We start from the raw sequence: 20,228 nt of genomic DNA on the forward strand, positions 1-20,228 counted from the left end.
CGTACGGGACTCGAACCCGTGACCCCATGCGTGACAGGCATGTATTCTAACCAACTGAACTAACGCACCAGAATTTCTTTTTAATCGCATCTCTCTCGATTGCGGTTGCAAAGGTAGATATTTTTTTGAAACCTGCAATAGCTTTCGTATCTTTTTTCTGAAAAAGTGGTTTTATTAAGAATTATCGTGTACATTTGCAGCTATTACATAAAATAGAAAATAGAATGAAAAATACACCAATTGAGCGACATCTGATTGATGAAACCATCAATGAGTTTCAAATTGTCGATTTTTCCAAAGCTACCATCCGGGAAGTAAAAGCTATTGCTTCTAAAGCGGAAGCAGCATCGGGAGTTGAATTTATCAAGATGGAAATGGGTGTTCCGGGACTTCCGCCGTCCGCCGTAGGTGTAAAAGCGGAAATTGAGGCATTGCAGAAGGGTATCGCCAGTTTATATCCTGACATTAACGGGTTGCCGGAACTTAAAAAAGAGGCTTCCAACTTTATCAAGGCATTTATTAATGTAGACTTGAGTCCGGAAGGATGTGTACCCGTGACAGGTTCCATGCAGGGAACATTCGCTTCTTTCCTCACTTGCAGCCAATGCGATGAAAAGAAAGATACGATTCTGTTTATCGATCCGGGATTTCCGGTGCAGAAGCAGCAGTTGGTAGTGATGGGGCAAAAATATGAAACGTTTGATGTCTACGACTATCGGGGCGAAAAACTGAGAGAGAAACTGGAAAGTTACCTGAAGAAAGGAAATATATCGGCAATTATCTATTCAAATCCGAATAATCCCAGTTGGATTTGCCTGAAAGATGAAGAATTGAGAATCATCGGTGAGTTGGCTACACAGTATGATGTCATCGTTCTGGAAGATTTGGCCTACTTCGCGATGGATTTCCGCCAAAATTTGAGCAAGCCGTATCAAGCACCGTTCCAACCGTCGGTTGCCCATTATACCGATAATTATGTATTGCTGATTTCAGGTTCAAAGGCATTCAGTTATGCCGGACAGCGTATCGGTGTGAGCTGTATTTCAGACAAACTGTATCATCGGAGTTATCCGGGGCTGACCAAGCGTTATGGCGGCGGTACATTCGGTACTGTTTTCATTCACCGCGTGCTTTATGCGCTTTCTTCCGGTACAAGCCATTCCGCACAGTTCGCCATGGCTGCCATGCTGAAAGCTGCCAATGAGGGACAATACAATTTCCTCGACGAAGTGAAGATATATGGCGAAAGAGCGAAAAAGCTAAAAGAGATTTTCCTTCGTCACGGATTCCATCTGGTATATGACAACGATTTGGGCGACCCCATTGCGGACGGATTTTATTTTACTATCGGGTATCCGGGGATGACCAGCGGTGAATTGGCTAAGGAATTAATGTATTATGGTGTAAGCGCCATCTCGTTAGTCACCACAGGAAGCCATCAGGAAGGTCTGCGTGCATGTACCTCTTTTATTAAAGACCATCAATATGCGCAGCTTGACGAAAGGATGAAACTATTTGCGGAAAATCATCCGGCAGGCTAATCGTTTGGCAGAAGATATTTATAAAAGCTACACTTAAAATGAAAAAAAACGGAAAGAACGATTGTTATTCCGTTTTTTTTATTACTTTAGTGGCATGAATATAGACCTTGATATATTTAAGATTCAATCGAATAATGTGCTTCCGTCAAGAGGAAAGATTTTAATATCCGAACCTTTTTTACGTGACGCGACATTCGGCAGGTCTGTGATATTACTGGTCGATCATACGGAAGAAGGCAGTATGGGACTGGTTATCAACAAGCAATTGCCGCTTCTACTCAATGATATTATCATGGAATTCAAGTATCTCGATGAGATACCTTTATATAAAGGTGGGCCTGTCGCCACTGATACATTGTTTTATCTCCATACATTAGCGGAAATTCCCGGTTCTATTTCTATCAGCAAAGGTCTTTATCTGAATGGAGACTTTGACGCAATAAAGAAATACATATTGCAGGGGAATAAAATAAGTGAATGTATCCGGTTCTTCCTGGGGTATTCCGGTTGGGAAAACGATCAATTGCACAATGAGATTAAAGAGAACACATGGCTGGTTTCTGAGGAAGGGAAATCTTACCTGATGAAGGATAACACCAAAGACATGTGGCGGGAAGCACTGGAGAAGTTAGGCAGCAAGTATGAAACGTGGTCACGTTTCCCGCAAGTGCCTACTCTCAACTGATTGCTTCATTTCTTATTTCTTAGGATTCAAACACTGAAGGAGTGCCGCGTCTTTATAGCGACCCTCTACTTGCAGCCAGTTCTTTAATAATCCGCATTGGATGAAGCCACAAGAGGTGAACAGCTTCATGCAGACTTCGTTGTCTACTGCCACGTGTGCGTAAAGCTGATTGAAAGACAGGAAATCAAACGCATACTCACAAAGTAATTTCAATGCATCGGCGGCATATCCTTGTCCGCGGTAGTCTTTATGAATGGCAATTCCCACTTCTCCGCGTGAATGGAGAGGGACAAAATCCGTAATATCAATCGTGCCAAGTATACGATGGTCGGACTTGCCGGCAATCATCAGGCGCAACTGCTTGTCCGCAAACACATCACATTGCGAACCCTCGATATACTGGCGCAGCACGTAGCGGGAATAAGGAACTGTAAAGTTACTGATGTCCCACATGGAAGGGTCATTTTCCATCTCGTACATAATATCCATATCTTCCGGTTCTACCGCACGAAGATAGACACGGTCGTTCATCAAGAAAGATTGTCTCATTCGTCTTTTTCTTTGGTGATGTGAAGTTCGCTACGCAGTTTTTTCTCGCCCGGCAGACAGAAAAGGGAAGCTGTCAGCCCAATGAGCATACAAAGGTTGCCCGTGCTGCTCAACGTCAGGTAATAGCACAGGAGATTTACGACGATGGCAATTTCAAGTATTCCCAACCGGACGATGCTCATCTGCACATAACGTTTCAGCGCAAGGGTAATGGTCATGTGGTCTATCTTCTTTTTCAGTACAAGGCTGAATAGTTTCAGGGAAAGAGGTATGCACAAGGCCGTCAGTAGGATACCGGCCGTTTCAAAGTAATAAGTAGCCTGCACGTTCCCTTCAAGGATTCCGACAGGAATAAGTTCAAACTCTCCTGCCCCAAGCAGAAACGCAGGGAGCACCCAAAAGAGAACATAACTGATATTCAAGTTTCTGACAGCGCGTTTTATCTGTTCTTCCATGTTCGTTCTAAATTCTAAAGTTTTAAATTCTAAAGTTCTTAATTCTAAAGTTGATTTGATTATATAGTTCCGGTGAAAACGGTACGGTTCACGATGCTGCGTCCCAAAGTCACCTCATCGGCATACTCCAGTTCGTCGCCAACGGATATACCGCGCGCGATTACACTCAGTTTGACTCCCAGTTTATCCAGTTTGCGGTAGATATAAAAGTTCGTGGTATCCCCTTCCATGGTAGTGCTCAAGGCAAGGATTACTTCCTTGATGCCCCCTTCGGATACCCGTTGCACGAGACTCTCTATTTGCAGGTCGCTCGGCCCTACCCCATCCATCGGAGAAATGACGCCGCCCAGGACATGATACAGCCCCCTGTATTGCTGGGTCGCTTCTACCGCCATCACGTCACGGATATTTTCCACTACACAAACAGTAGACGCGTCCCGTTGCGGATTCGCGCAAATCTGGCAAGTTTCGGTATCGGATATATTATGGCAGACTTTGCAATATTTCACCTCACGTTTCAGGGTGATGATGGAACTTCCGAACGCTTCCACGGTAGCCGTGTCCTGACGGAGCAGATGCAGGACAAGCCGCATAGCCGTCTTACGCCCGATGCCCGGAAGTTTTGAAAATTCACCGACTGCCTTTTCAAGCAGTACGGAAGGATATTGTTGGTTCATAGATAATAATTGCTATTCTATCGATATTTTGGCGCAAAGATACAGATTATTGTTTTAATACCTGCAAAAAATACTACCTTTGCAGCCGTTATGATGATACTTATTACTATTATAGGTTACTTTGCGGTATTATTATTAATAGCCCGTATCACCGGACGCAAAGGCGGTTCGAACGCAGCGTTCTTCAAGGGAGAGAACAAATCGCCCTGGTATGTAGTCTCTTTCGGAATGATCGGCGCCACCATTTCCGGAGTTACTTTCGTCTCTGTGCCGGGCATGGTACGCGGGATGGATATGACTTACATGCAAACGGTATCCGGATTCTTTTTCGGATATATGGTAGTGGCGCATGTACTGCTTCCTTTATATTATAAGCTCAATCTGACAAGCATATACGGCTATCTCGGCACACGCATCGGAACACGAGCCTATCGCACGGGGTCTTTTTTCTTTCTATTATCGCGTATGCTGGGAACGGCCGCAAAGCTCTATCTGGTCTGCCTGATTCTCCATACTTATGTATTTCAGGAGATGCATGTTCCTTTCTGGGCGATTGCCGTCGGTTCGGTGGCACTGGTATGGATATACACTCATAAAAGCGGAATAAAAACCATTGTATGGACAGATACCTTGCAGACTTTCTGCTTGATTGCCGCGCTGATTTTCATCATTTATTTCACGATTCAGAAATTGGACTTGAATTTCAGCGGTATTGTCCGGACTATTCAGAGCAGTGAATACAGCCGGATTTTCGTACTCGATGACTGGGTATCCCGGCAAAACTTCTTCAAGCAATTCTTTAGTGGAATCTTTATCGTGATTGTGATGACGGGACTTGACCAGGACATGATGCAGAAGAATCTTTCCTGCCGCAACCTGCGCGAAGCGCAAAAGAATATGTATTGTTACGGATTCTCATTCATCCCGCTGAACTTTCTTTTCCTGTGTCTGGGAATCCTGCTGATAACACTGGCCGGACAGATGCAACTGGAGTTGCCTGCCATGAACGATGATATTCTGCCGATGTTCGCTACACAAGGTTATTTGGGACAATCCGTCCTGATACTCTTTACAATCGGAATCATTGCGGCTGCTTTCAGCAATTCGGACTCCGCCCTGACAGCCATGACGACCAGCGTATGCGTCGATTTGCTCGACACTGAAAAGGATACCGAAGAAGTAGCCCGCCGTAAAAGGAACAAGGTGCATTTATCACTCTCGGTTCTACTTGCTTTCTTCATTTGCCTGGTCGAAATGCTGAATAATAAAAGTGTAATTGATGCCATCTACATCATCGCTTCCTACACATACGGGCCGCTGCTCGGAATGTTTGCTTTCGGACTGTTTACCCGCAGGCAGACCAACGACCGCCGGGTGCCTTTCATAGCCATCGCCTCTCCCTTGCTCTGCTATGCCCTGGACTGGTGGATAGCCAAAGAAACCGGATATAAATTCGGTTATGAATTGCTAATATTAAATGGAACACTTACCTTTGCAGGATTAATAATAATGTCTCGAAAAGAGAAAACGCTGAAAGTACCATGAAAACAAGTACTCCGGCGTTTATAATAAATAATGGCAGAGTTTATTATAAACGACGCGATAGTTTATTATAAACGATGAACGAGTTTATTATAAATAATAGAATGAAGAAATAAATGACAAAAATATGGAAATATCAAGTGCAGAATTTGTGATTAGTAACACGGACGTGAAGAAATGTCCGGCAGGTATTTTCCCCGAATATGCCTTTATCGGCCGTTCCAACGTGGGCAAGTCCAGCCTTATCAATATGCTGACCAACCGTAAGGGGTTGGCTATGACTTCCGCCACACCGGGAAAGACGATGCTTATCAATCACTTTCTGATTAATAAGAACTGGTATATTGTCGACCTTCCGGGATATGGCTATGCCCGACGCGGCCAGAAAGGCAAAGACCAGATACGTACCATCATCGAAGACTACATTCTGGAACGGGAGCAGATGACAAACCTGTTTGTCCTGATAGACAGCCGTCTCGAACCGCAAAAGATAGACCTGGAATTTATGGAATGGCTGGGCGAAAACGGTATTCCTTTCGCCATCATCTTCACCAAGGCGGACAAGCTCAAGGGCGGACGCCTGAAAATGAATATCAATTCATATCTGCGCGAATTAAGAAAGCAATGGGAAGAACTCCCGCCTTATTTTATTTCTTCTTCGGAAGACCGCACAGGACGTAAAGAAATACTTGACTACATAGAAAACATAAACAAGAGTATCAATCAATGAAAAAGAGAATGAAAATGAAAAAGATTTTTTTATCACTTGCTTTTATGGCAGCATTCATGCTGACGGCTACTGACAGCCACGCGCAATCATGGGCGGACTTGTTGAACAAGGACAACATTTCAAAAGTGGTGAACGCCATTACCGGCAATACCGCGTCTATCGACATGACCGGAACATGGAGTTATCAAGGTTCAGCCGTCGAGTTCGAATCGGACAACCTGTTGATGAAAGCGGGCGGAGCTGCCGCAGCTACCATGGCGGAAAGCAAACTGAACGAACAGTTGAGCAAAATCGGTATCAAGGAAGGCCAGATGAGCTTTACTTTTAATGCCGACAGTACTTTCACCAGTACCGTAGGAAAAAAGAAACTGAATGGTACTTACTCCTACAATGCTTCTACCAAACAGGTAGACTTGAAATACCTGAAATTGCTGAACCTGCACGCAAAAGTGAATTGCACTTCCAACTCACTGGAATTACTGTTCAACTCGGACAAGTTGCTGAAACTGATGGCTTTTATCGGCAGCAAGAGCAACAGCACCGCACTGAAAACAGTCAGTTCACTGGCCGACAACTATGACGGAATGATGTTGGGATTCCAACTCACCAAATAGCAAAAACGGGGCGTTTAATACTATTTCGCACTCCATAGAGTATATTTTAGGGGAAAAAGCATTACCTTTGGCACTTGTAATCAATAAAGAGAAGGAAAAATGAAAAAGATACTTTTTTTAATGACCTTATTAGTTATGGGGGTAAGTTTTGCATTTGCGCAAACAAATGCGGACATCAAGTTTGACAAGACAACTCACGATTTCGGTAAGTTTTCAGAAAACAGTCCGGTGGTCAGTTGCACGTTTACCTTCACTAATATAGGTGATGCTCCTTTGGTAATTCACCAGGCAGTAGCTTCTTGCGGATGTACCGTACCCGAATATACGAAAGAACCGATCATGCCGGGCAAAAAAGGCACAATCAAGGTGACTTATAACGGAACGGGTAAATATCCGGGACACTTCAAGAAGTCAATCACCCTGCGTACCAATGCCAAAACTGAGATGGTAAGATTGTATATCGAGGGCGATATGGAAGCAAAAGACACAAAGTAGGAAAAAATAGACTATTACATAAAGGAGAATCTTTCGGTTCTCCTTTTTTTTTGTTTACTTTGAGGACAGAAATGTAAATTGACACATTAGCAAATTATAAAACTATGAAACAAGAAGAAGACAAATTCACCGGGTTACCCGAGAATGCGTTCAGAGAGTTGAAACCGGGGGAAGTATACAACCCGTTGATGAGTCCCTCGAAAAATTATCCGGAAGTTAATTTCTGGTCAGTAGCATGGGGTATCGCCATGGCAATCCTTTTCTCCGCCGCCGCAGCCTATCTGGGCTTGAAGGTGGGGCAAGTATTCGAAGCTGCTATTCCGATTGCGATTATCGCGGTAGGTGTATCAGGAGCAGCCAAGAGGAAAAATGCGTTGGGAGAAAATGTAATCATCCAGTCTATCGGAGCTTGCTCGGGAGTGATTGTGGCGGGAGCTATCTTCACCCTGCCCGCTCTTTATATCCTTCAGGCCAAATATCCCGAAATGACGGTTACTTTCATGCAGGTGTTCATCAGTTCTCTGCTGGGTGGCGTATTGGGTATCCTGTTCCTGATTCCTTTCCGGAAATATTTCGTCAGTGATATGCATGGCCAATATCCTTTCCCGGAAGCAACGGCTACCACACAGGTGCTGATTTCAGGCGAGAAAGGCGGTAGTCAGGCCAAACCGTTGTTGATGGCGGGTATGATTGGTGGATTGTATGACTTCATCGTAGCTACATTCGGCTGGTGGAACGAGAATTTCACGACGCGTGTATGCAGTGCCGGAGAGATGTTGGCAGAAAAGGCCAAACTGGTATTTAAAGTGAATACGGGTGCTGCCGTACTGGGGTTGGGATATATCGTCGGATTGAAATATGCTTCTATCATTTGTGCCGGTTCACTGGCTGTATGGTGGATTATCATTCCGGGAATGTCCGCTATCTGGGGAGACAGTGTGCTGAATGCATGGAATCCCGAAATCACGTCTACCGTAGGGATGATGAGCCCGGAAGAGATTTTCAAATATTACGCGAAGAGTATCGGTATCGGCGGCATCGCCATGGCGGGTGTGATTGGTATCATCCGTTCCTGGGGTATTATTAAAAGTGCTGTCGGACTGGCTGCCAAGGAAATGGGTGGCAAGGGTAATGTGGAAAAGAGCATTATGCGTACGCAGCGTGACCTTTCAATGAAAATTATCGCCATAGGTTCTATCATTACACTGATATTGATTGTATTGTTCTTCTACTTTGACGTAATGCAGGGTAACCTGTTGCATACATTGGTAGCGATTGTCCTGGTGGCAGGTATTTCATTCCTATTCACCACGGTAGCTGCCAATGCGATTGCTATCGTAGGTACGAATCCTGTATCGGGAATGACGTTGATGACGCTGATTCTGGCTTCCGTAGTGATGGTGGCTGTCGGTCTGAAAGGCCCTTCGGGAATGGTTGCCGCATTGGTGATGGGTGGTGTAGTATGTACCGCACTTTCAATGGCGGGTGGTTTCATCACTGACTTGAAAATCGGTTACTGGTTGGGAAGCACTCCTGCCAAACAGGAAACATGGAAGTTTCTGGGAACTATCGTATCGGCTGCAACCGTAGGCGGTGTGATGATTATCCTCAACAAGACATACGGATTTACGAGCGGCGCACTGGCTGCTCCGCAGGCAAACGCGATGGCAGCCGTTATCGAACCGTTGATGAGTGGTGTAGGTGCGCCCTGGTTGCTATATGGTATCGGTGCTGTGTTAGCTATTATTCTCACTCTTTGTAAAATTCCTGCATTAGCTTTTGCATTGGGTATGTTTATTCCTTTGGAACTGAATGTGCCGTTGGTAGTGGGTGGAGCTGTCAATTGGTTTGTGACCACTCGTAGCAAAGATGCAACATTGAATACGGAAAGAGGAGAAAAAGGAACATTGCTGGCTTCCGGTTTCATTGCCGGTGGTGCATTGATGGGGGTTATCAGTGCCGCTATGCGTTTCGGCGGAGTCAATCTGGTGAATGAAGCATGGCTGAACAATACCTGGTCGGAAGTGTTAGCATTAGGAGCATATGCGCTGCTGATTCTTTACTTTATCAAGGCTTCAATGAAAGTTAAATAAAATAGTATGAGGAGACTTTTATCCGTCATAGTATCGCTTGTCAGTGTAATGACCTTTGCACAGAAACAGTCTGCGGAGCTTGCTCCGCAGGACTCCGGCGATATGCTGCGAATCGGAAAGTCTTATCTGGGGACAAAATATGTAGCCAATACTTTAGACCGGGATGGAGAGGAAGGACTGGTCATCCGGACGGATGCGGTGGATTGTCTCACGTTCGTGGAATATACGTTGGCGCAGGCCATCAGTCCTTCCTTTACAGAAAATCTGCAAAAGATACGATATCGTGACGGTATCATCGACGGTTATCCTTCGCGATTGCATTATACGTCCGACTGGATTGAAAATGGTGTCCGCAATGGTTTCCTTACAGATGTCACTGCCGGGAACAGTACGTCTACAATGAAATTGTCCCTTTCATACATGTCCACCCATCCCAAACAATACAAGAAATTGGCTGATTCGCCGGAAAATGTGTTACGGATGGCTGAATATGAGAAAGCATTATCAGGAAAAACAGTACATTGGCTGCCGAAAAGCAAATTGCCGGAAAACGGATTGCCGTGGATTATGGATGGAGATATTATTGCTATTACGACCAAATTGCCCGGACTGGACATTGCTCACGTAGGAATAGCAGAATATAAACGGGGAAAGTTACATCTGCTGCACGCTTCTTCTACCTTAGGGAAAGTGGTTGTCAGCGATACCTCTCTCCGCCATATGCTTGACAACAATAAATCGTGGACAGGCATACGTGTCGTCCGGATGTCGCACATTAAAAATAACTGATTATGAAACGAGTAAAACATTTCCTTTTCATTTTGTGCTTATTTCCTGTCTTAGCGGGAGCACAAAAAAGGGCAGGCGTTGACCTATTGGCATCAATTCCAAGTGCCTATTTTCTGGAACTTACCCCAGATGCTCAATCGGCGGGTATGGCAGGTACAGGATTGGCTATCACTGACAACGGAAGTACAGCAATCTTTCATAACGCTTCTACTCTTGCATTCTCTATGGAAACAATGGGTGCAAGTTATTCATACGCCGACATTAATAAAGATTATGCGTTGCACAGCGCATCTCTCTTTTATAAGATCGGAAGAGAAGGGAAACACGGCTTTATGGTAGGATTCCGCCACTTCAAAGACCCGAAACAGGAATTAGACGGGGGGCTTAATACCGGTTTTCGTCCCTACATATGGGATTTAGAAGCCGGATATTTTAGAAATGTAGCAAAAAACCTGTCCCTCTCCTTAACTCTCAGATATATGCAATCCAAATCCTGGCAAAGTGCAGACAGTGAGAATTCTGTTTGTCTGGATTTTGGGGCTACATACCACCGCAATATGGCTCTTTTGGACGAAATGGCATCATGGAGCATCGGTTTCCAGGCTGCTAATATAGGGAAAAAGTTGGACGGATATAAACTTCCCGCCAAGTTGGGATTAGGGGGTGCCATCGACTTGCCATTCAGCATGGAGAACCGTTTGCAGGTAGCACTTGACTTCAACTATCTGCTTCCTTCCGAAATCCGCCATTTGCAGGCGGGCGTAGGAGCCGAGTATAATTTCCTCAAATACGGAGTAGTCCGTGCAGGATATCATTTCGGAGATAAGAACAAGGGCGTAGGCAGCTACGGCACTCTAGGCTGTGGAATCAACTTCTGGCCTATACGTGCCGATTTCTCTTACACACTGGCAGATAAGGATTGCTTTATGCACCGAACCTGGCAGTTGGGAGTCGGAATAGTATTCTAAGTTCCTCTTCGAGGCGTCGCTTCACTTCGTCCATGGGCACATCGTGCTTCAGTTCCTGACGAAGTGAAGTGACGCCTTTGTCTATAAACCCGCAAGGATGGATATAGCTGAAATATCGTAAATCCGTATTTACATTCAAAGCCAGTCCGTGCATGGTGACATAGTGGCTGCTTCTCACTCCTATCGCGCATATCTTACGGGCACGGGGTGTATCACCTTCCAACCATACGCCCGTCGCTTTCTCCAGTCGTCCCGCTTCAATGCCATAAGATGCGCAGACACGTATCACTGCTTCTTCCAACAGATGGACGTATTCTTTCAGTCCTAACCCAAATTCTTCAAGATTCAGTATCGGATAGCATACCAATTGCCCCGGGCCGTGATAAGTGATGTCTCCTCCCCTGTCTATGTGGTAAAGGGTCGCATCAATCGCTTTCAACTGTTCGTCACTCAGCAACATATTATTTTCTTTCCCGCTACGTCCCAAAGTATAGACGTGGGGATGCTCACACATAATAATACGGTTCTCATAGGCTTCATCCTGTGCTTTTGCACGGACAACTCCGTCAAACCATTCCGTCTGCCGTTGCCAGGCTTCGGCATACGGTATCAAATTCCAATCGACAAAAACTGTTTTCATAAAAACAAAGGTAAGAAATAAAAAGAAAATGTGTACATTTGTTGGCCGAATATAACAAACACAACTATGAAAATGGACTTTCCACAGGTAGACTTGCCTACCGAAGTATTAGCATGGACGAATGTCACGGAAGATATTCTGAACATTTATAAGCAATCTTGTCGGTTGCAGGCATGTATTGTCGCTATTTGTACTGAAGGCTCAATGAAAGCTTCCATCAACTTGCTTGATTATGAAATACGTCCCAATGACTTGATAACATTATTACCGGGAACTATCATCCAGTTTCGGGAAAAAACAGAAAAAGTATGTCTCTGCTTCGCAGGTTTCTCCGCTCATTGCGCCGGACGTATCAATCTGATGAAGAATATCGGCAATGCTTATCCTAAACTTATCGAACAACCGGTAGTTCCGCTTAATGAGGAAGTAGCCAGTTATCTGAAGGATTACTTTGCCCTGCTATCACGAGCCAGTTGCAATGAGAACTTTGATATGGATCCTGAACTGGTAGAATTGTCGCTTCAGACTATCCTGACAAGCATACGGCTGATATATCATAATTATCCGGGAGAGAGCAGCAGCTCAAACCGTAAAAAGGAAATATGTCGGGAACTAATTCAATCTATCACTGAGAATTACAGAAACGAACGTCGTGCGCAGTTCTATGCGGATAAGTTGGGGGTATCTCTCCAACATCTGAGCACTACGGTGAGACAAGTGACAGGGAAAAGTGTATTGGATACGATTGCTTATATCGTTATCATGGATGCCAAAGCCAAACTGAAAGGTACGAATATGACAATTCAGGAAATTGCTTATTCGCTGAATTTCCCCAGTGCTTCTTTCTTCGGCAAATATTTCAGACGATATGTGGGAATGACGCCATTGGAATTCAGAAACGGGTAATAATATTTTCAGGCACGGATTACACGGAATACGCGGTTGCTTTGTACAACCATATTTCAGAAAACCGTGAAATCCGCGTAATCCGTGCCTGATTAAAACAGAATTATTTATTTTGAATCATCGCCAATTACAATCTCCTTTTTCCCAAACTCAGTGAATTAAGCACTACACTCACACTGGAGAAAGCCATAGCGGCACTTGCCAGCATCGGGTTCAGCAACAATCCATTCAATGGGAACAGGATTCCGGCAGCGATAGGAATACCTATCAGATTATAAATAAATGCCCAAAAGAGGTTCTGATGAATCAGTTTGACTGTCTGCTTCGATAACTGGAAGGCTTTGGGAAGCAAGAGCAGGTCGGATGTCATTAAAGTAACCATGGCAACGTCCATGGCAATATCCGTACCTTTTCCCATAGCAATGCTGACGTCAGCCAATGCCAAGGCTTGCGAGTCATTGATTCCGTCACCCACCATAGCGACTTTCTTTCCCTGCAATTGCAGTTCGCGTACAAAGTCGGCCTTATCGTCCGGCAGTGCGTCGGCAACGAAACGTTCAATTCCCAAACGGGAAGCGACAGCCAAGGCCGTCCGTTGTCCGTCGCCGGTCAACATACAGATGTCGATACCCTGACGCTTCAACTCTTTCACCGCTTCGGCAGAGGTCGCCTTTATCGGGTCGGAGACGGCAATGATAGCCAATAGTTCATTCTCACGACCAAAGTAGATGATGCCATTACCATCCGATTCGTAGCGAACCAGCATATCAGCCATTACATCACTCATCGTAGCGCTGAAATCCCTTAAAAGTTTATGGCTTCCTACCCAGTACACTTGTCCCTGATAGGAAACTTTTATACCTTTTCCTGTGATACTTTCAAAGCTATCCAATTTGGCGGGAGTTATCTTTTCCTCGTCCTGAAGTGCAGCGACTATGGCACCGGCGAGAGGATGTTCCGATTTCATTTCCGCAGCGAGGAGTACATCTTTATAATGTGGTTCCTGCGATTGTGCCCATAGCCATCCGGTAGCTGTGGGGTGTCCTTCGGTCAGTGTTCCGGTTTTATCCAGTATTACGACATCGACCTTGCGCATTTGTTCCAAAGCGACGGCGTCCTTAATCAGTATATGCTGATTGGCCGCCTTGCCGATTCCTACCATCAATGCGGTTGGCGTGGCAAGCCCTAAAGCACACGGACAGGCAATCACGAGAACAGACACAGCGGACAGAACTCCATAAGATATATATTCGCTGCCGCCAATGGTAATCCACAGGATAAATGTCAGGATGGCAATACCAAGCACGACAGGTACAAAAATACCGGTTATACGGTCAACGATACGCTGTACGGGCGCTTTACTGCCTTGTGCTTCCTGTACCATATGGATGATACGCGCCAATACCGTCTCACTGCCGACCTGTGCCGCGCTGATAATGAACGAACCGCGCTGATTGATAGTTCCCGCCAGTACTTTATCACCTTTCTTCTTTTCTACCGGAATAGGCTCACCGCTTATCATACTTTCGTCGACATATGAATCGCCTTCGGAAAGTTTACCGTCCACAGGTATCTGCTCTCCCGGACGAACGACTACCAAATCACCGACTTGCAGTTGCTCAATCAGAATCTCCTCTTCTACTCCGTTGCGCAGGACACGGGCTACTTTAGGTTGCATACCCATCAGTTTGCGGATAGCGGTGGATGTATTTCCTTTCGCACGTTCTTCCATCAGTTTTCCGGTCAGCACGAAGGCGATAATCACCGCAGAAGCTTCATAATAGACATGCGATTCCAGTCCGCGAGCATACCAGAATTCAGGAAAGAAAGTATTAAACAAGCTGAACAGAAACGCGATGGAAGTACTCAGTGCAACCAAAGTATCCATATTGCTCCGCCCCATCTTCGCCTGCTTCCACGCTCCGGTAAAGAAACCGCCGCCGAAAAAGACCATGACAGGGATAGCAAGTACCAATTGAATCTCGTTAGAGTATGGCATATGCATCAATATCATGGAAAATACCAGTAATGGTACTACCAAAATCCATGCACCAATCACTTTCCGTTTCAAGCGAACGTAGCGTTTATGCTGCTCTTCTTCCTGACGTTCCTCTTTATGGGCTTCTTCTACAATCAGGTCGTAACCTGCCGAAAGCACCGCCGCACGGATTTCTCCGGGAGTCAGTTTGTCTTTCTCGTAAGAAATAGTCAGCATATTGGTGGCAAAATTAACGGAAGCCTCCATGACTCCCGGCAATTTTCTTACTGTTTTTTCTACATTATTAGCACAACCCGCACAATGCATATTGAGCACGGGAAATGCCTTTTTTACCATATTACCCATATATATTATTATTTTTCAGTCTTTCCCTGTACCTTTGATAAAGAACAGGGAAAGACCATTATTTACTTATAGAAACAAGCCAATACGGGTATTTGTTCAATTACTTCTTATCCGCTTTCTTATCGTCCTTCTTCGTTTCTTTCACAAATTCGGCTTCATAATTGAACTTCTTGAATCCCGCTTGCAAGTTCTTTACATTTGTCTTTTCAGCATCGTATGTGATAGTGACAGTCCGGTCTTTCACGACAGTGGAAACATCTTTCAGACCTTTCTCAAAACGCATGTTGTCCTTCACCTTCTTTTCACAGTTTTCGCAGTGCATCTGAGTCACTTTGAATACTACTACACGAATATCTTTCGCCATTACGGCAGCTACACTCAAAAGAGCCACCACGCAAGTGGCCATCCATCTTTTTGTTCTCATTTTTCTTATAAGTTTAAATGTTAGTTATTCTTTTTATTCACTGTTTCTAGCCAGGTTGAAACGCAGTCCGATATACGCCTTCGCACCGTGCATCGGCCCCCATATCATGGTAGAGTCAAAGTTATCTCCCCAAGGATTGGCTGCGTCGATAATCGGGTTCTTCTGCTTAAAGTTTGTCAGGTTCTCGCCGCCCACGTAGATAGACCAGCGACGGAAATAACGGGTTACTTGCAGGCTAAGTTGCTCAAAACTGCCATAACGGCGATTCCATGACAGTTGCCCGTCTCCAAGTTCGTAAGGGGAAGGCATTCTGCCGCCGCCATTCAATTGCAACGTTGCGTCAAATTGCCATATTCCCAGTGGAGTTTGGTAAGATGCAGTCAGCAGACCTTTGTATTTACTGGTCAGAGGTCTTTCCATCCGCTCGCCTTTGTAGGTGGTTTGCGCATCCGTCAGTCGGTAGGCACCCGTCAAGGTGAATCCCTTGAAGAACGGATAGCTTGCTTCCACCTGAAATACATGAGAATACGAACGACCGTCCAAATTATAGAAAGATACTCCGTGGGGATTGCTATCCATATCTACTACGACTTGTTTCAAGAAGTCCGTATAATAGTACTCAGCGTTTATATTCAATGTTTTACCAAATATCGGGATGTAGGTAGACACACTTGCGCCATAGTTCCATGCTTCTTCCATGTCCAGATTCTTTGCAATCTCCACTTTACGGCTACTGGAAAGCAGATAATTATTTTCTGCCAGTACATGATTCGTCCGGTAGCCTTTTCCGGCAGAGAGACGGAAGTTTACATACTCATTCGGATTGTATTTGAGGTGCGCACGGGGAGTTACAAAGAATCCATGCTCGTTGCTATAATCCCCGCGAAGACCTGCCATCAGCATCCATTGGTCATTCAGATTCAAAGTGTACTGCACGTAAGCTCCAGGAACAGCTTCTTTCTCAAAGGCTTTGAGAGGAGTGTTATCCGCATTGTTTGCCAAACGGTAGTGTTGATCGTAAGCATCATAATTGAAACTTAATCCTGCGGAGAAGCTGTTCTGTTTATTGAACTCCGTTTCGAACATCAATGAAGCGTAGACATTGGTTTGGTCTACATTATAGAGCTTCAGTCCGTAATTGGCATCCTGATTATGTAAACTGGCAGAGAGAATCAAAGCCAGGTTAGTATTCTTCTCCTTATTAAATATATAGGCGTTCTTGGTGAAGAATTCATAGCGTTCCGTATCAATGTTCACTTTATAAGGGTTGTCGAAATGCATTCCGCCATGATTGGCTTGCCCGCTGGTACGTGTTTCAGAAAGGGCTTTGATACCTGCCTGAAAGACATAATGGTCGCCCATATACGCCCACCGGTTCCACACATTATATTGCTCTACCTGCGGAATATCTACAAATCCGTCGTCATTACCATCGTGAGCTTTCGTCTCGTTTTCATAATGTGCCAGCAGAGAAGTGCTCCAACGTTTGGAGATTTTCAGCGTGGCATCCGCATTGGCTTCATAACGATTGGTGGTGCTTGCGAAAAGATTGGCAGACACCCAGTCGGCTTCCGGCAATTGGGGTTTCTTGAACTCGACATTAATCTGTCCCGTAATGGCTTCATAGCCGTTTTTTACGGAAGAAGTTCCTTTGGAAACCTGTATGCTCTGCATCCATGGGCCGGGGACATAGCCCAAACCATAAGGAGCAGCAGCCCCGCGATAGTTCGGAATATTTTCCGTCAGCATTTGTACATAAGTACCGGAAAGTCCCAAGAGTTTGATTTGCTTGGCTCCCGTTGCCGCATCGGAATAACTCACATCAACCGAAGGATTCGTCACGAAACTTTCTCCCAGGTTACAACAAGCGGCTCTGCTCAACTCGGCACTGCTTATCATATCTTCATTCATCACGCTGCTACGCAGTTTCATTGTTCCCAGTCTTCGACTGACTACATTGACTTCATTCAGTTCCACTCCATCACGAAGCACAATATCCAGTTTCTGATTCTTACCGTTCACATGAACCGTATCGTTCTGAAAACCGATAAAACTGACTATCAACATATGGCTTTTTGAAGGTTTGGCGATAGAAAAACTTCCATCTTCCTTAGTAGTCACGCCTTGTCCTGTATTCATCCAAAATACGTTTGCTCCCGGAATAACCTCTCCGGTACTATCTTTTACCGTTCCGTGTACTTGCGCATGCATATTGCCGGCAAACAACAGGAACAGTCCTATTATCATATATTTCATTCTTTCTAAACTTTCTTTCGAGATACAAAATTAATTCATTTCTCATGCAACTTGGTTGCATTCAATTACACCTCACTTTCCTGCTTTAAATGCAGCAGAAAGCAAAGTCCCTAAAAAGAAAGATTTAGTGGCTAAATAATATAGGTGGAATATAATGCCAGCTTCTGTCGGGAACAGAGAGGTGGCGGCGAAGTAATAGTAGTATATTCTACCGGTTTATCGAAATACGTAGAAGTCAGCAGATAGCAGAACTGTGCACAGAAAAGGTCGATCGCCTGAACTGAAACATTGAGTTCAGTAGTATGTTTCATCAAGTCCAGCTTATAGATAGTAGCCGTACAACCTTTTGCTTTGCAATCCTTTTTTGAGTCGCAAGTATGTGTTTTCTTACATTTCGGACAGCCTGTGTCACAACAGCTTTGCACCGTTTCGCAACGGGCACAGCAATAGTGCATAATAGATACTCCCGCTCCCGAATAAATAATCAAGAGTGAAAGAACCAATGCTGTTATGTAAGCTAATCTTTTCATACCAAGGGACAAAGATAATAATAAAATCAAATTAAATGCATATTTTACCAAAAAAGAAGAAGAATGTCACATATGTTACAATCTATAAGTTATCTCATCCCTATCTTTGCAAAAAAAGATAGATTATGGAACAGTTACATGCACATGAAGTCCTTCACATGATGGAAGGAAATAGCTACTCGGAATCATCATTGCGAGCAGCAATCATTAAAAGGTTTGGTGAACAGCAGCATTTCTACACTTGCTCGGCAGAAGATATGGATGTGGATACCCTTATAGAGTTCCTTAAGATGAAAGGGAAATTCATGCCTGCTGAAGATGGATTTACGGTAGATATAACAAAGGTTTGTAAACACTGATCTCAGTTTCTACTACCCAAAAACTTATTTTCATTTTAGCAAAGTCAATTTAGGATTATCATAAATTTCTATATTCTTAAGTTTCAGGCATTGGCTCAATTCTACCCTCTCTAAGTCTGCCCAATAAGCAATATTAATTGACTCCACATTCGGGCAGGAAGTACTTAAGTCCAGTTCCGGAGTAGCTGAAAAATTATATAGTTTCAACTCTTTCATTTTGGGTAAATATCCTAGATGAAGTTCACTGACAGGCGGCATTTTAATACCAATAGAGCAAAAGTCCAGTTCTTCCGCCCAAATCCTTATATGGTATACTTTACGATTACGATACTTGTAATATATCATCAGGTTGGCATCTGCATTTTCCACTTTTTGTAATCGCCCGTCTCCCCATTCAATAGCCATTCTACCGCCACCACCAATTAGCTGTAATAGTTCCCTTTCTCCGGTAGCATCCACCGTGAACTGAATTGTATTTGCATCAGTCAATTGGGGAATATCGAAATCATCACCAAACACACTTTTATCATCTTCTGAATCTGAACAGGAAGAAAGCCCTAAAAGCAAACATAATCCTATCAAATAAAATAGTAGCTTCTTTTGTTTCATTGTGCAAGAACATTAGTTATGTAACGTACAAAAGTAAGAAAAGAAATTGATAACATACATAATAGAGTACAAATTTACAAGTATATTTATAGAAATATGGAATGTTCCTGAATCATATTGCTTACATAATCCGTTGTTGTAGCAGTTCCCGTTGAAAGAACATCATTTTCGGTTCAATAGGCGTGCACAATATGGACATGCTCTTTGATGTACTCATAAGAAGGACGGTAAAATATAAACAACAAAAATCCCGTTAGCCATATTGCAGACTAACGGGATAAGTAATTTTCATACTCAATCTTCCGCACAACATATGCGAAAGGACGGTTATCAAGAATATAATAGACGCATTAGCGGACTAAATCCATATATTAATCTAGCAATAGAATAAAATAGAGTAAACAAGATAACAGTCATGATCAAAATAGAACAGATATATTTAAGTGTAAATCGAAAGGTTACATCTGATTTTTCATTACACGCAACAACTTTAGTTTGCATTACTAAATCACCAAGCCTTTTTCCCGAGTTACAAAAAAACAAGAGTATTTCTATAGGCCACAAAATATAGAATATATTTCGTAATATCAATCTTATTGCGGAAGGAACTGAGTCACTCTTCTCTGAAAGAATACACAATCCTGTCCTCTGCTTTCCAATACTTCTTCCACCATTCACGTCCTTACAAAACAGAAAGCTATAGATTAGAGCCAAAGCAAAGCTCATCCAAAGCATACTGTTATTAAGCCAAACACTTATTAGAAAAAAAGAAGAACTCATTATGATTAAAACAATAATATCTATAACGAAAGCTTCAATCCTTTTATTTATTATATTCATAATAACTAACTTTTTATATAATACACATGTTTGGCATAATCAATCTCTCCACCATTTTCTTATTTTGAGTACTATTCTACATAATATCAAACCGGCGATCCCAGAGAAAAAATATCCAATACCATTTTCCCAATCTCCTATAAACATTAACGCAAACGCGTAAATAATAAGCAGAATTCCAA

General features: G+C 43.8%; 21 protein-coding genes. 11 read left to right on the forward strand and 10 right to left on the reverse strand.

Going from position 1 to position 20,228, the window contains the following annotated elements:
- The first annotated feature begins 224 nt into the window (after positions 1–224).
- Both AB5443_RS00005 and AB5443_RS00010 read left to right on the forward strand, forming a co-directional pair.
- Complete coding sequence (locus AB5443_RS00005; RefSeq protein ID WP_073345050.1) at positions 225–1,541, forward strand: pyridoxal phosphate-dependent aminotransferase; 1,317 nt, start codon at positions 225–227, stop codon at positions 1,539–1,541.
- 94 nt (positions 1,542–1,635) lie between these two features.
- Positions 1,636–2,226, forward strand: a complete 591-nt coding sequence (locus tag AB5443_RS00010; protein WP_195663571.1) for a YqgE/AlgH family protein — start codon at positions 1,636–1,638, stop codon at positions 2,224–2,226.
- Between the two features lie 12 nt (positions 2,227–2,238).
- Here the strand turns inward: AB5443_RS00010 and AB5443_RS00015 are convergent, their stop codons facing one another.
- Genes AB5443_RS00015 through recR form a run of 3 tightly spaced genes read right to left on the reverse strand, consistent with a single transcriptional unit; the run spans position 2,239 to position 3,907 of the window.
- Entirely contained in the window at positions 2,239–2,775 is a 537-nt protein-coding gene (locus AB5443_RS00015) for a GNAT family N-acetyltransferase (protein WP_044654032.1), read from the reverse strand.
- Positions 2,772–3,230, reverse strand: coding sequence for a hypothetical protein (locus AB5443_RS00020; RefSeq protein WP_307995930.1), 459 nt, complete (start codon positions 3,228–3,230; stop codon positions 2,772–2,774). The genes AB5443_RS00015 and AB5443_RS00020 overlap by 4 nt, the downstream gene beginning before the upstream one ends.
- A 59-nt stretch (positions 3,231–3,289) precedes the next feature.
- Entirely contained in the window at positions 3,290–3,907 is a 618-nt protein-coding gene (recR, locus tag AB5443_RS00025; protein WP_022139783.1) for a recombination mediator RecR, read from the reverse strand.
- Positions 3,908–3,997: 90 nt separating this feature from the next.
- Here recR and AB5443_RS00030 point away from each other — a divergent pair, with 90 nt between their 5' ends.
- From AB5443_RS00030 to AB5443_RS00060, 7 genes are all read left to right on the forward strand, one after another.
- Positions 3,998–5,452: a sodium:solute symporter gene (locus AB5443_RS00030; RefSeq protein WP_195407181.1), complete on the forward strand. Its 1,455-nt coding sequence runs from the start codon at positions 3,998–4,000 to the stop codon at positions 5,450–5,452.
- A gap of 124 nt (positions 5,453–5,576) precedes the next feature.
- Positions 5,577–6,179: a ribosome biogenesis GTP-binding protein YihA/YsxC gene (gene yihA, locus AB5443_RS00035; RefSeq protein WP_022139785.1), complete on the forward strand. Its 603-nt coding sequence runs from the start codon at positions 5,577–5,579 to the stop codon at positions 6,177–6,179.
- Positions 6,180–6,193: 14 nt separating this feature from the next.
- Positions 6,194–6,793, forward strand: a complete 600-nt coding sequence (locus tag AB5443_RS00040) for a DUF4923 family protein (RefSeq protein ID WP_044654036.1) — start codon at positions 6,194–6,196, stop codon at positions 6,791–6,793.
- Between the two features lie 99 nt (positions 6,794–6,892).
- Positions 6,893–7,288, forward strand: a complete 396-nt coding sequence (locus tag AB5443_RS00045; RefSeq protein ID WP_368113555.1) for a DUF1573 domain-containing protein — start codon at positions 6,893–6,895, stop codon at positions 7,286–7,288.
- A 104-nt stretch (positions 7,289–7,392) separates the two neighbouring features.
- The gene (locus AB5443_RS00050; protein ID WP_368113556.1) at positions 7,393–9,381 is read left to right on the forward strand and encodes an OPT family oligopeptide transporter; all 1,989 of its coding nucleotides are present in this window, start codon (positions 7,393–7,395) and stop codon (positions 9,379–9,381) included.
- A 48-nt stretch (positions 9,382–9,429) separates the two neighbouring features.
- Positions 9,430–10,170 carry a DUF1460 domain-containing protein gene (locus AB5443_RS00055; RefSeq protein ID WP_368113571.1) on the forward strand — a complete coding sequence of 247 codons (741 nt, stop codon included), beginning with the start codon at positions 9,430–9,432 and terminating at the stop codon, positions 10,168–10,170.
- A gap of 2 nt (positions 10,171–10,172) precedes the next feature.
- A complete protein-coding gene (locus AB5443_RS00060; protein ID WP_368113557.1) occupies positions 10,173–11,138 on the forward strand; it encodes a PorV/PorQ family protein in 966 nt (321 codons plus the stop codon).
- Here the strand turns inward: AB5443_RS00060 and lipB are convergent.
- On the reverse strand, positions 11,095–11,778 hold the full coding sequence (gene lipB / locus AB5443_RS00065) for a lipoyl(octanoyl) transferase LipB (RefSeq protein ID WP_368113558.1): 684 nt from the start codon (positions 11,776–11,778) through the stop codon (positions 11,095–11,097). The two genes, AB5443_RS00060 and lipB, sit on opposite strands and share 44 nt — an antisense overlap.
- A 66-nt stretch (positions 11,779–11,844) precedes the next feature.
- On the opposite strand from lipB, the gene AB5443_RS00070 reads away from it, so the two are divergent.
- Positions 11,845–12,684, forward strand: a complete 840-nt coding sequence (locus tag AB5443_RS00070; RefSeq protein ID WP_368113559.1) for a helix-turn-helix domain-containing protein — start codon at positions 11,845–11,847, stop codon at positions 12,682–12,684.
- Between the two features lie 127 nt (positions 12,685–12,811).
- Here the strand turns inward: AB5443_RS00070 and AB5443_RS00075 are convergent, their stop codons facing one another.
- The 4 genes from AB5443_RS00075 to AB5443_RS00090 form a co-directional block, all read right to left on the reverse strand.
- A complete protein-coding gene (locus AB5443_RS00075; protein WP_368113560.1) occupies positions 12,812–15,028 on the reverse strand; it encodes a heavy metal translocating P-type ATPase in 2,217 nt (738 codons plus the stop codon).
- 100 nt (positions 15,029–15,128) lie between these two features.
- Positions 15,129–15,452, reverse strand: coding sequence for a heavy-metal-associated domain-containing protein (locus AB5443_RS00080; RefSeq protein WP_022139794.1), 324 nt, complete (start codon positions 15,450–15,452; stop codon positions 15,129–15,131).
- Between the two features lie 33 nt (positions 15,453–15,485).
- Positions 15,486–17,708, reverse strand: coding sequence for a TonB-dependent receptor (locus AB5443_RS00085; protein WP_368113561.1), 2,223 nt, complete (start codon positions 17,706–17,708; stop codon positions 15,486–15,488).
- A gap of 131 nt (positions 17,709–17,839) precedes the next feature.
- Positions 17,840–18,238: a hypothetical protein gene (locus AB5443_RS00090; RefSeq protein WP_044654035.1), complete on the reverse strand. Its 399-nt coding sequence runs from the start codon at positions 18,236–18,238 to the stop codon at positions 17,840–17,842.
- 125 nt (positions 18,239–18,363) lie between these two features.
- Between AB5443_RS00090 and AB5443_RS00095 the strand changes: the two genes are divergently transcribed.
- Positions 18,364–18,597 (forward strand): YecH family metal-binding protein, encoded by a 234-nt coding sequence (locus AB5443_RS00095; RefSeq protein WP_277133331.1) that lies wholly within the window; start codon positions 18,364–18,366, stop codon positions 18,595–18,597.
- A 30-nt stretch (positions 18,598–18,627) separates the two neighbouring features.
- Here AB5443_RS00095 and AB5443_RS00100 read toward each other — a convergent pair whose 3' ends face one another.
- Positions 18,628–19,206, reverse strand: a complete 579-nt coding sequence (locus AB5443_RS00100) for a hypothetical protein (protein WP_289622015.1) — start codon at positions 19,204–19,206, stop codon at positions 18,628–18,630.
- A 330-nt stretch (positions 19,207–19,536) separates the two neighbouring features.
- Positions 19,537–20,046: an RDD family protein gene (locus AB5443_RS00105; protein WP_349815018.1), complete on the reverse strand. Its 510-nt coding sequence runs from the start codon at positions 20,044–20,046 to the stop codon at positions 19,537–19,539.
- Positions 20,047–20,228: the final 182 nt, after the last annotated feature.

Origin of the sequence: Bacteroides sp. RTP21281st1_H5_RTP21281_210402 (assembly GCF_040918965.1) — a bacterium.
Classification (GTDB): Bacteria; Bacteroidota; Bacteroidia; order Bacteroidales; family Bacteroidaceae; genus Bacteroides; species Bacteroides congonensis.

Excerpts from the sequence above, each read along its gene's own strand:
- AB5443_RS00005 (WP_073345050.1), top strand. The coding sequence starts at position 225 with ATGAAAAATACACCAATTGAGCGACATCTGATTGATGAAACCATCAAT.
- AB5443_RS00010 (WP_195663571.1), top strand. The coding sequence starts at position 1,636 with ATGAATATAGACCTTGATATATTTAAGATTCAATCGAATAATGTGCTT.
- AB5443_RS00015 (WP_044654032.1), bottom strand. The coding sequence starts at position 2,775 with ATGAGACAATCTTTCTTGATGAACGACCGTGTCTATCTTCGTGCGGTA.
- AB5443_RS00020 (WP_307995930.1), bottom strand. The coding sequence starts at position 3,230 with ATGGAAGAACAGATAAAACGCGCTGTCAGAAACTTGAATATCAGTTAT.
- recR (WP_022139783.1), bottom strand. The coding sequence starts at position 3,907 with ATGAACCAACAATATCCTTCCGTACTGCTTGAAAAGGCAGTCGGTGAA.
- AB5443_RS00030 (WP_195407181.1), top strand. The coding sequence starts at position 3,998 with ATGATGATACTTATTACTATTATAGGTTACTTTGCGGTATTATTATTA.
- yihA (WP_022139785.1), top strand. The coding sequence starts at position 5,577 with ATGGAAATATCAAGTGCAGAATTTGTGATTAGTAACACGGACGTGAAG.
- AB5443_RS00040 (WP_044654036.1), top strand. The coding sequence starts at position 6,194 with ATGAAAAAGATTTTTTTATCACTTGCTTTTATGGCAGCATTCATGCTG.
- AB5443_RS00045 (WP_368113555.1), top strand. The coding sequence starts at position 6,893 with ATGAAAAAGATACTTTTTTTAATGACCTTATTAGTTATGGGGGTAAGT.
- AB5443_RS00050 (WP_368113556.1), top strand. The coding sequence starts at position 7,393 with ATGAAACAAGAAGAAGACAAATTCACCGGGTTACCCGAGAATGCGTTC.
- AB5443_RS00055 (WP_368113571.1), top strand. The coding sequence starts at position 9,430 with ATGACCTTTGCACAGAAACAGTCTGCGGAGCTTGCTCCGCAGGACTCC.
- AB5443_RS00060 (WP_368113557.1), top strand. The coding sequence starts at position 10,173 with ATGAAACGAGTAAAACATTTCCTTTTCATTTTGTGCTTATTTCCTGTC.
- lipB (WP_368113558.1), bottom strand. The coding sequence starts at position 11,778 with ATGAAAACAGTTTTTGTCGATTGGAATTTGATACCGTATGCCGAAGCC.
- AB5443_RS00070 (WP_368113559.1), top strand. The coding sequence starts at position 11,845 with ATGAAAATGGACTTTCCACAGGTAGACTTGCCTACCGAAGTATTAGCA.
- AB5443_RS00075 (WP_368113560.1), bottom strand. The coding sequence starts at position 15,028 with ATGGGTAATATGGTAAAAAAGGCATTTCCCGTGCTCAATATGCATTGT.
- AB5443_RS00080 (WP_022139794.1), bottom strand. The coding sequence starts at position 15,452 with ATGAGAACAAAAAGATGGATGGCCACTTGCGTGGTGGCTCTTTTGAGT.
- AB5443_RS00085 (WP_368113561.1), bottom strand. The coding sequence starts at position 17,708 with ATGAAATATATGATAATAGGACTGTTCCTGTTGTTTGCCGGCAATATG.
- AB5443_RS00090 (WP_044654035.1), bottom strand. The coding sequence starts at position 18,238 with ATGAAAAGATTAGCTTACATAACAGCATTGGTTCTTTCACTCTTGATT.
- AB5443_RS00095 (WP_277133331.1), top strand. The coding sequence starts at position 18,364 with ATGGAACAGTTACATGCACATGAAGTCCTTCACATGATGGAAGGAAAT.
- AB5443_RS00100 (WP_289622015.1), bottom strand. The coding sequence starts at position 19,206 with ATGAAACAAAAGAAGCTACTATTTTATTTGATAGGATTATGTTTGCTT.
- AB5443_RS00105 (WP_349815018.1), bottom strand. The coding sequence starts at position 20,046 with ATGAATATAATAAATAAAAGGATTGAAGCTTTCGTTATAGATATTATT.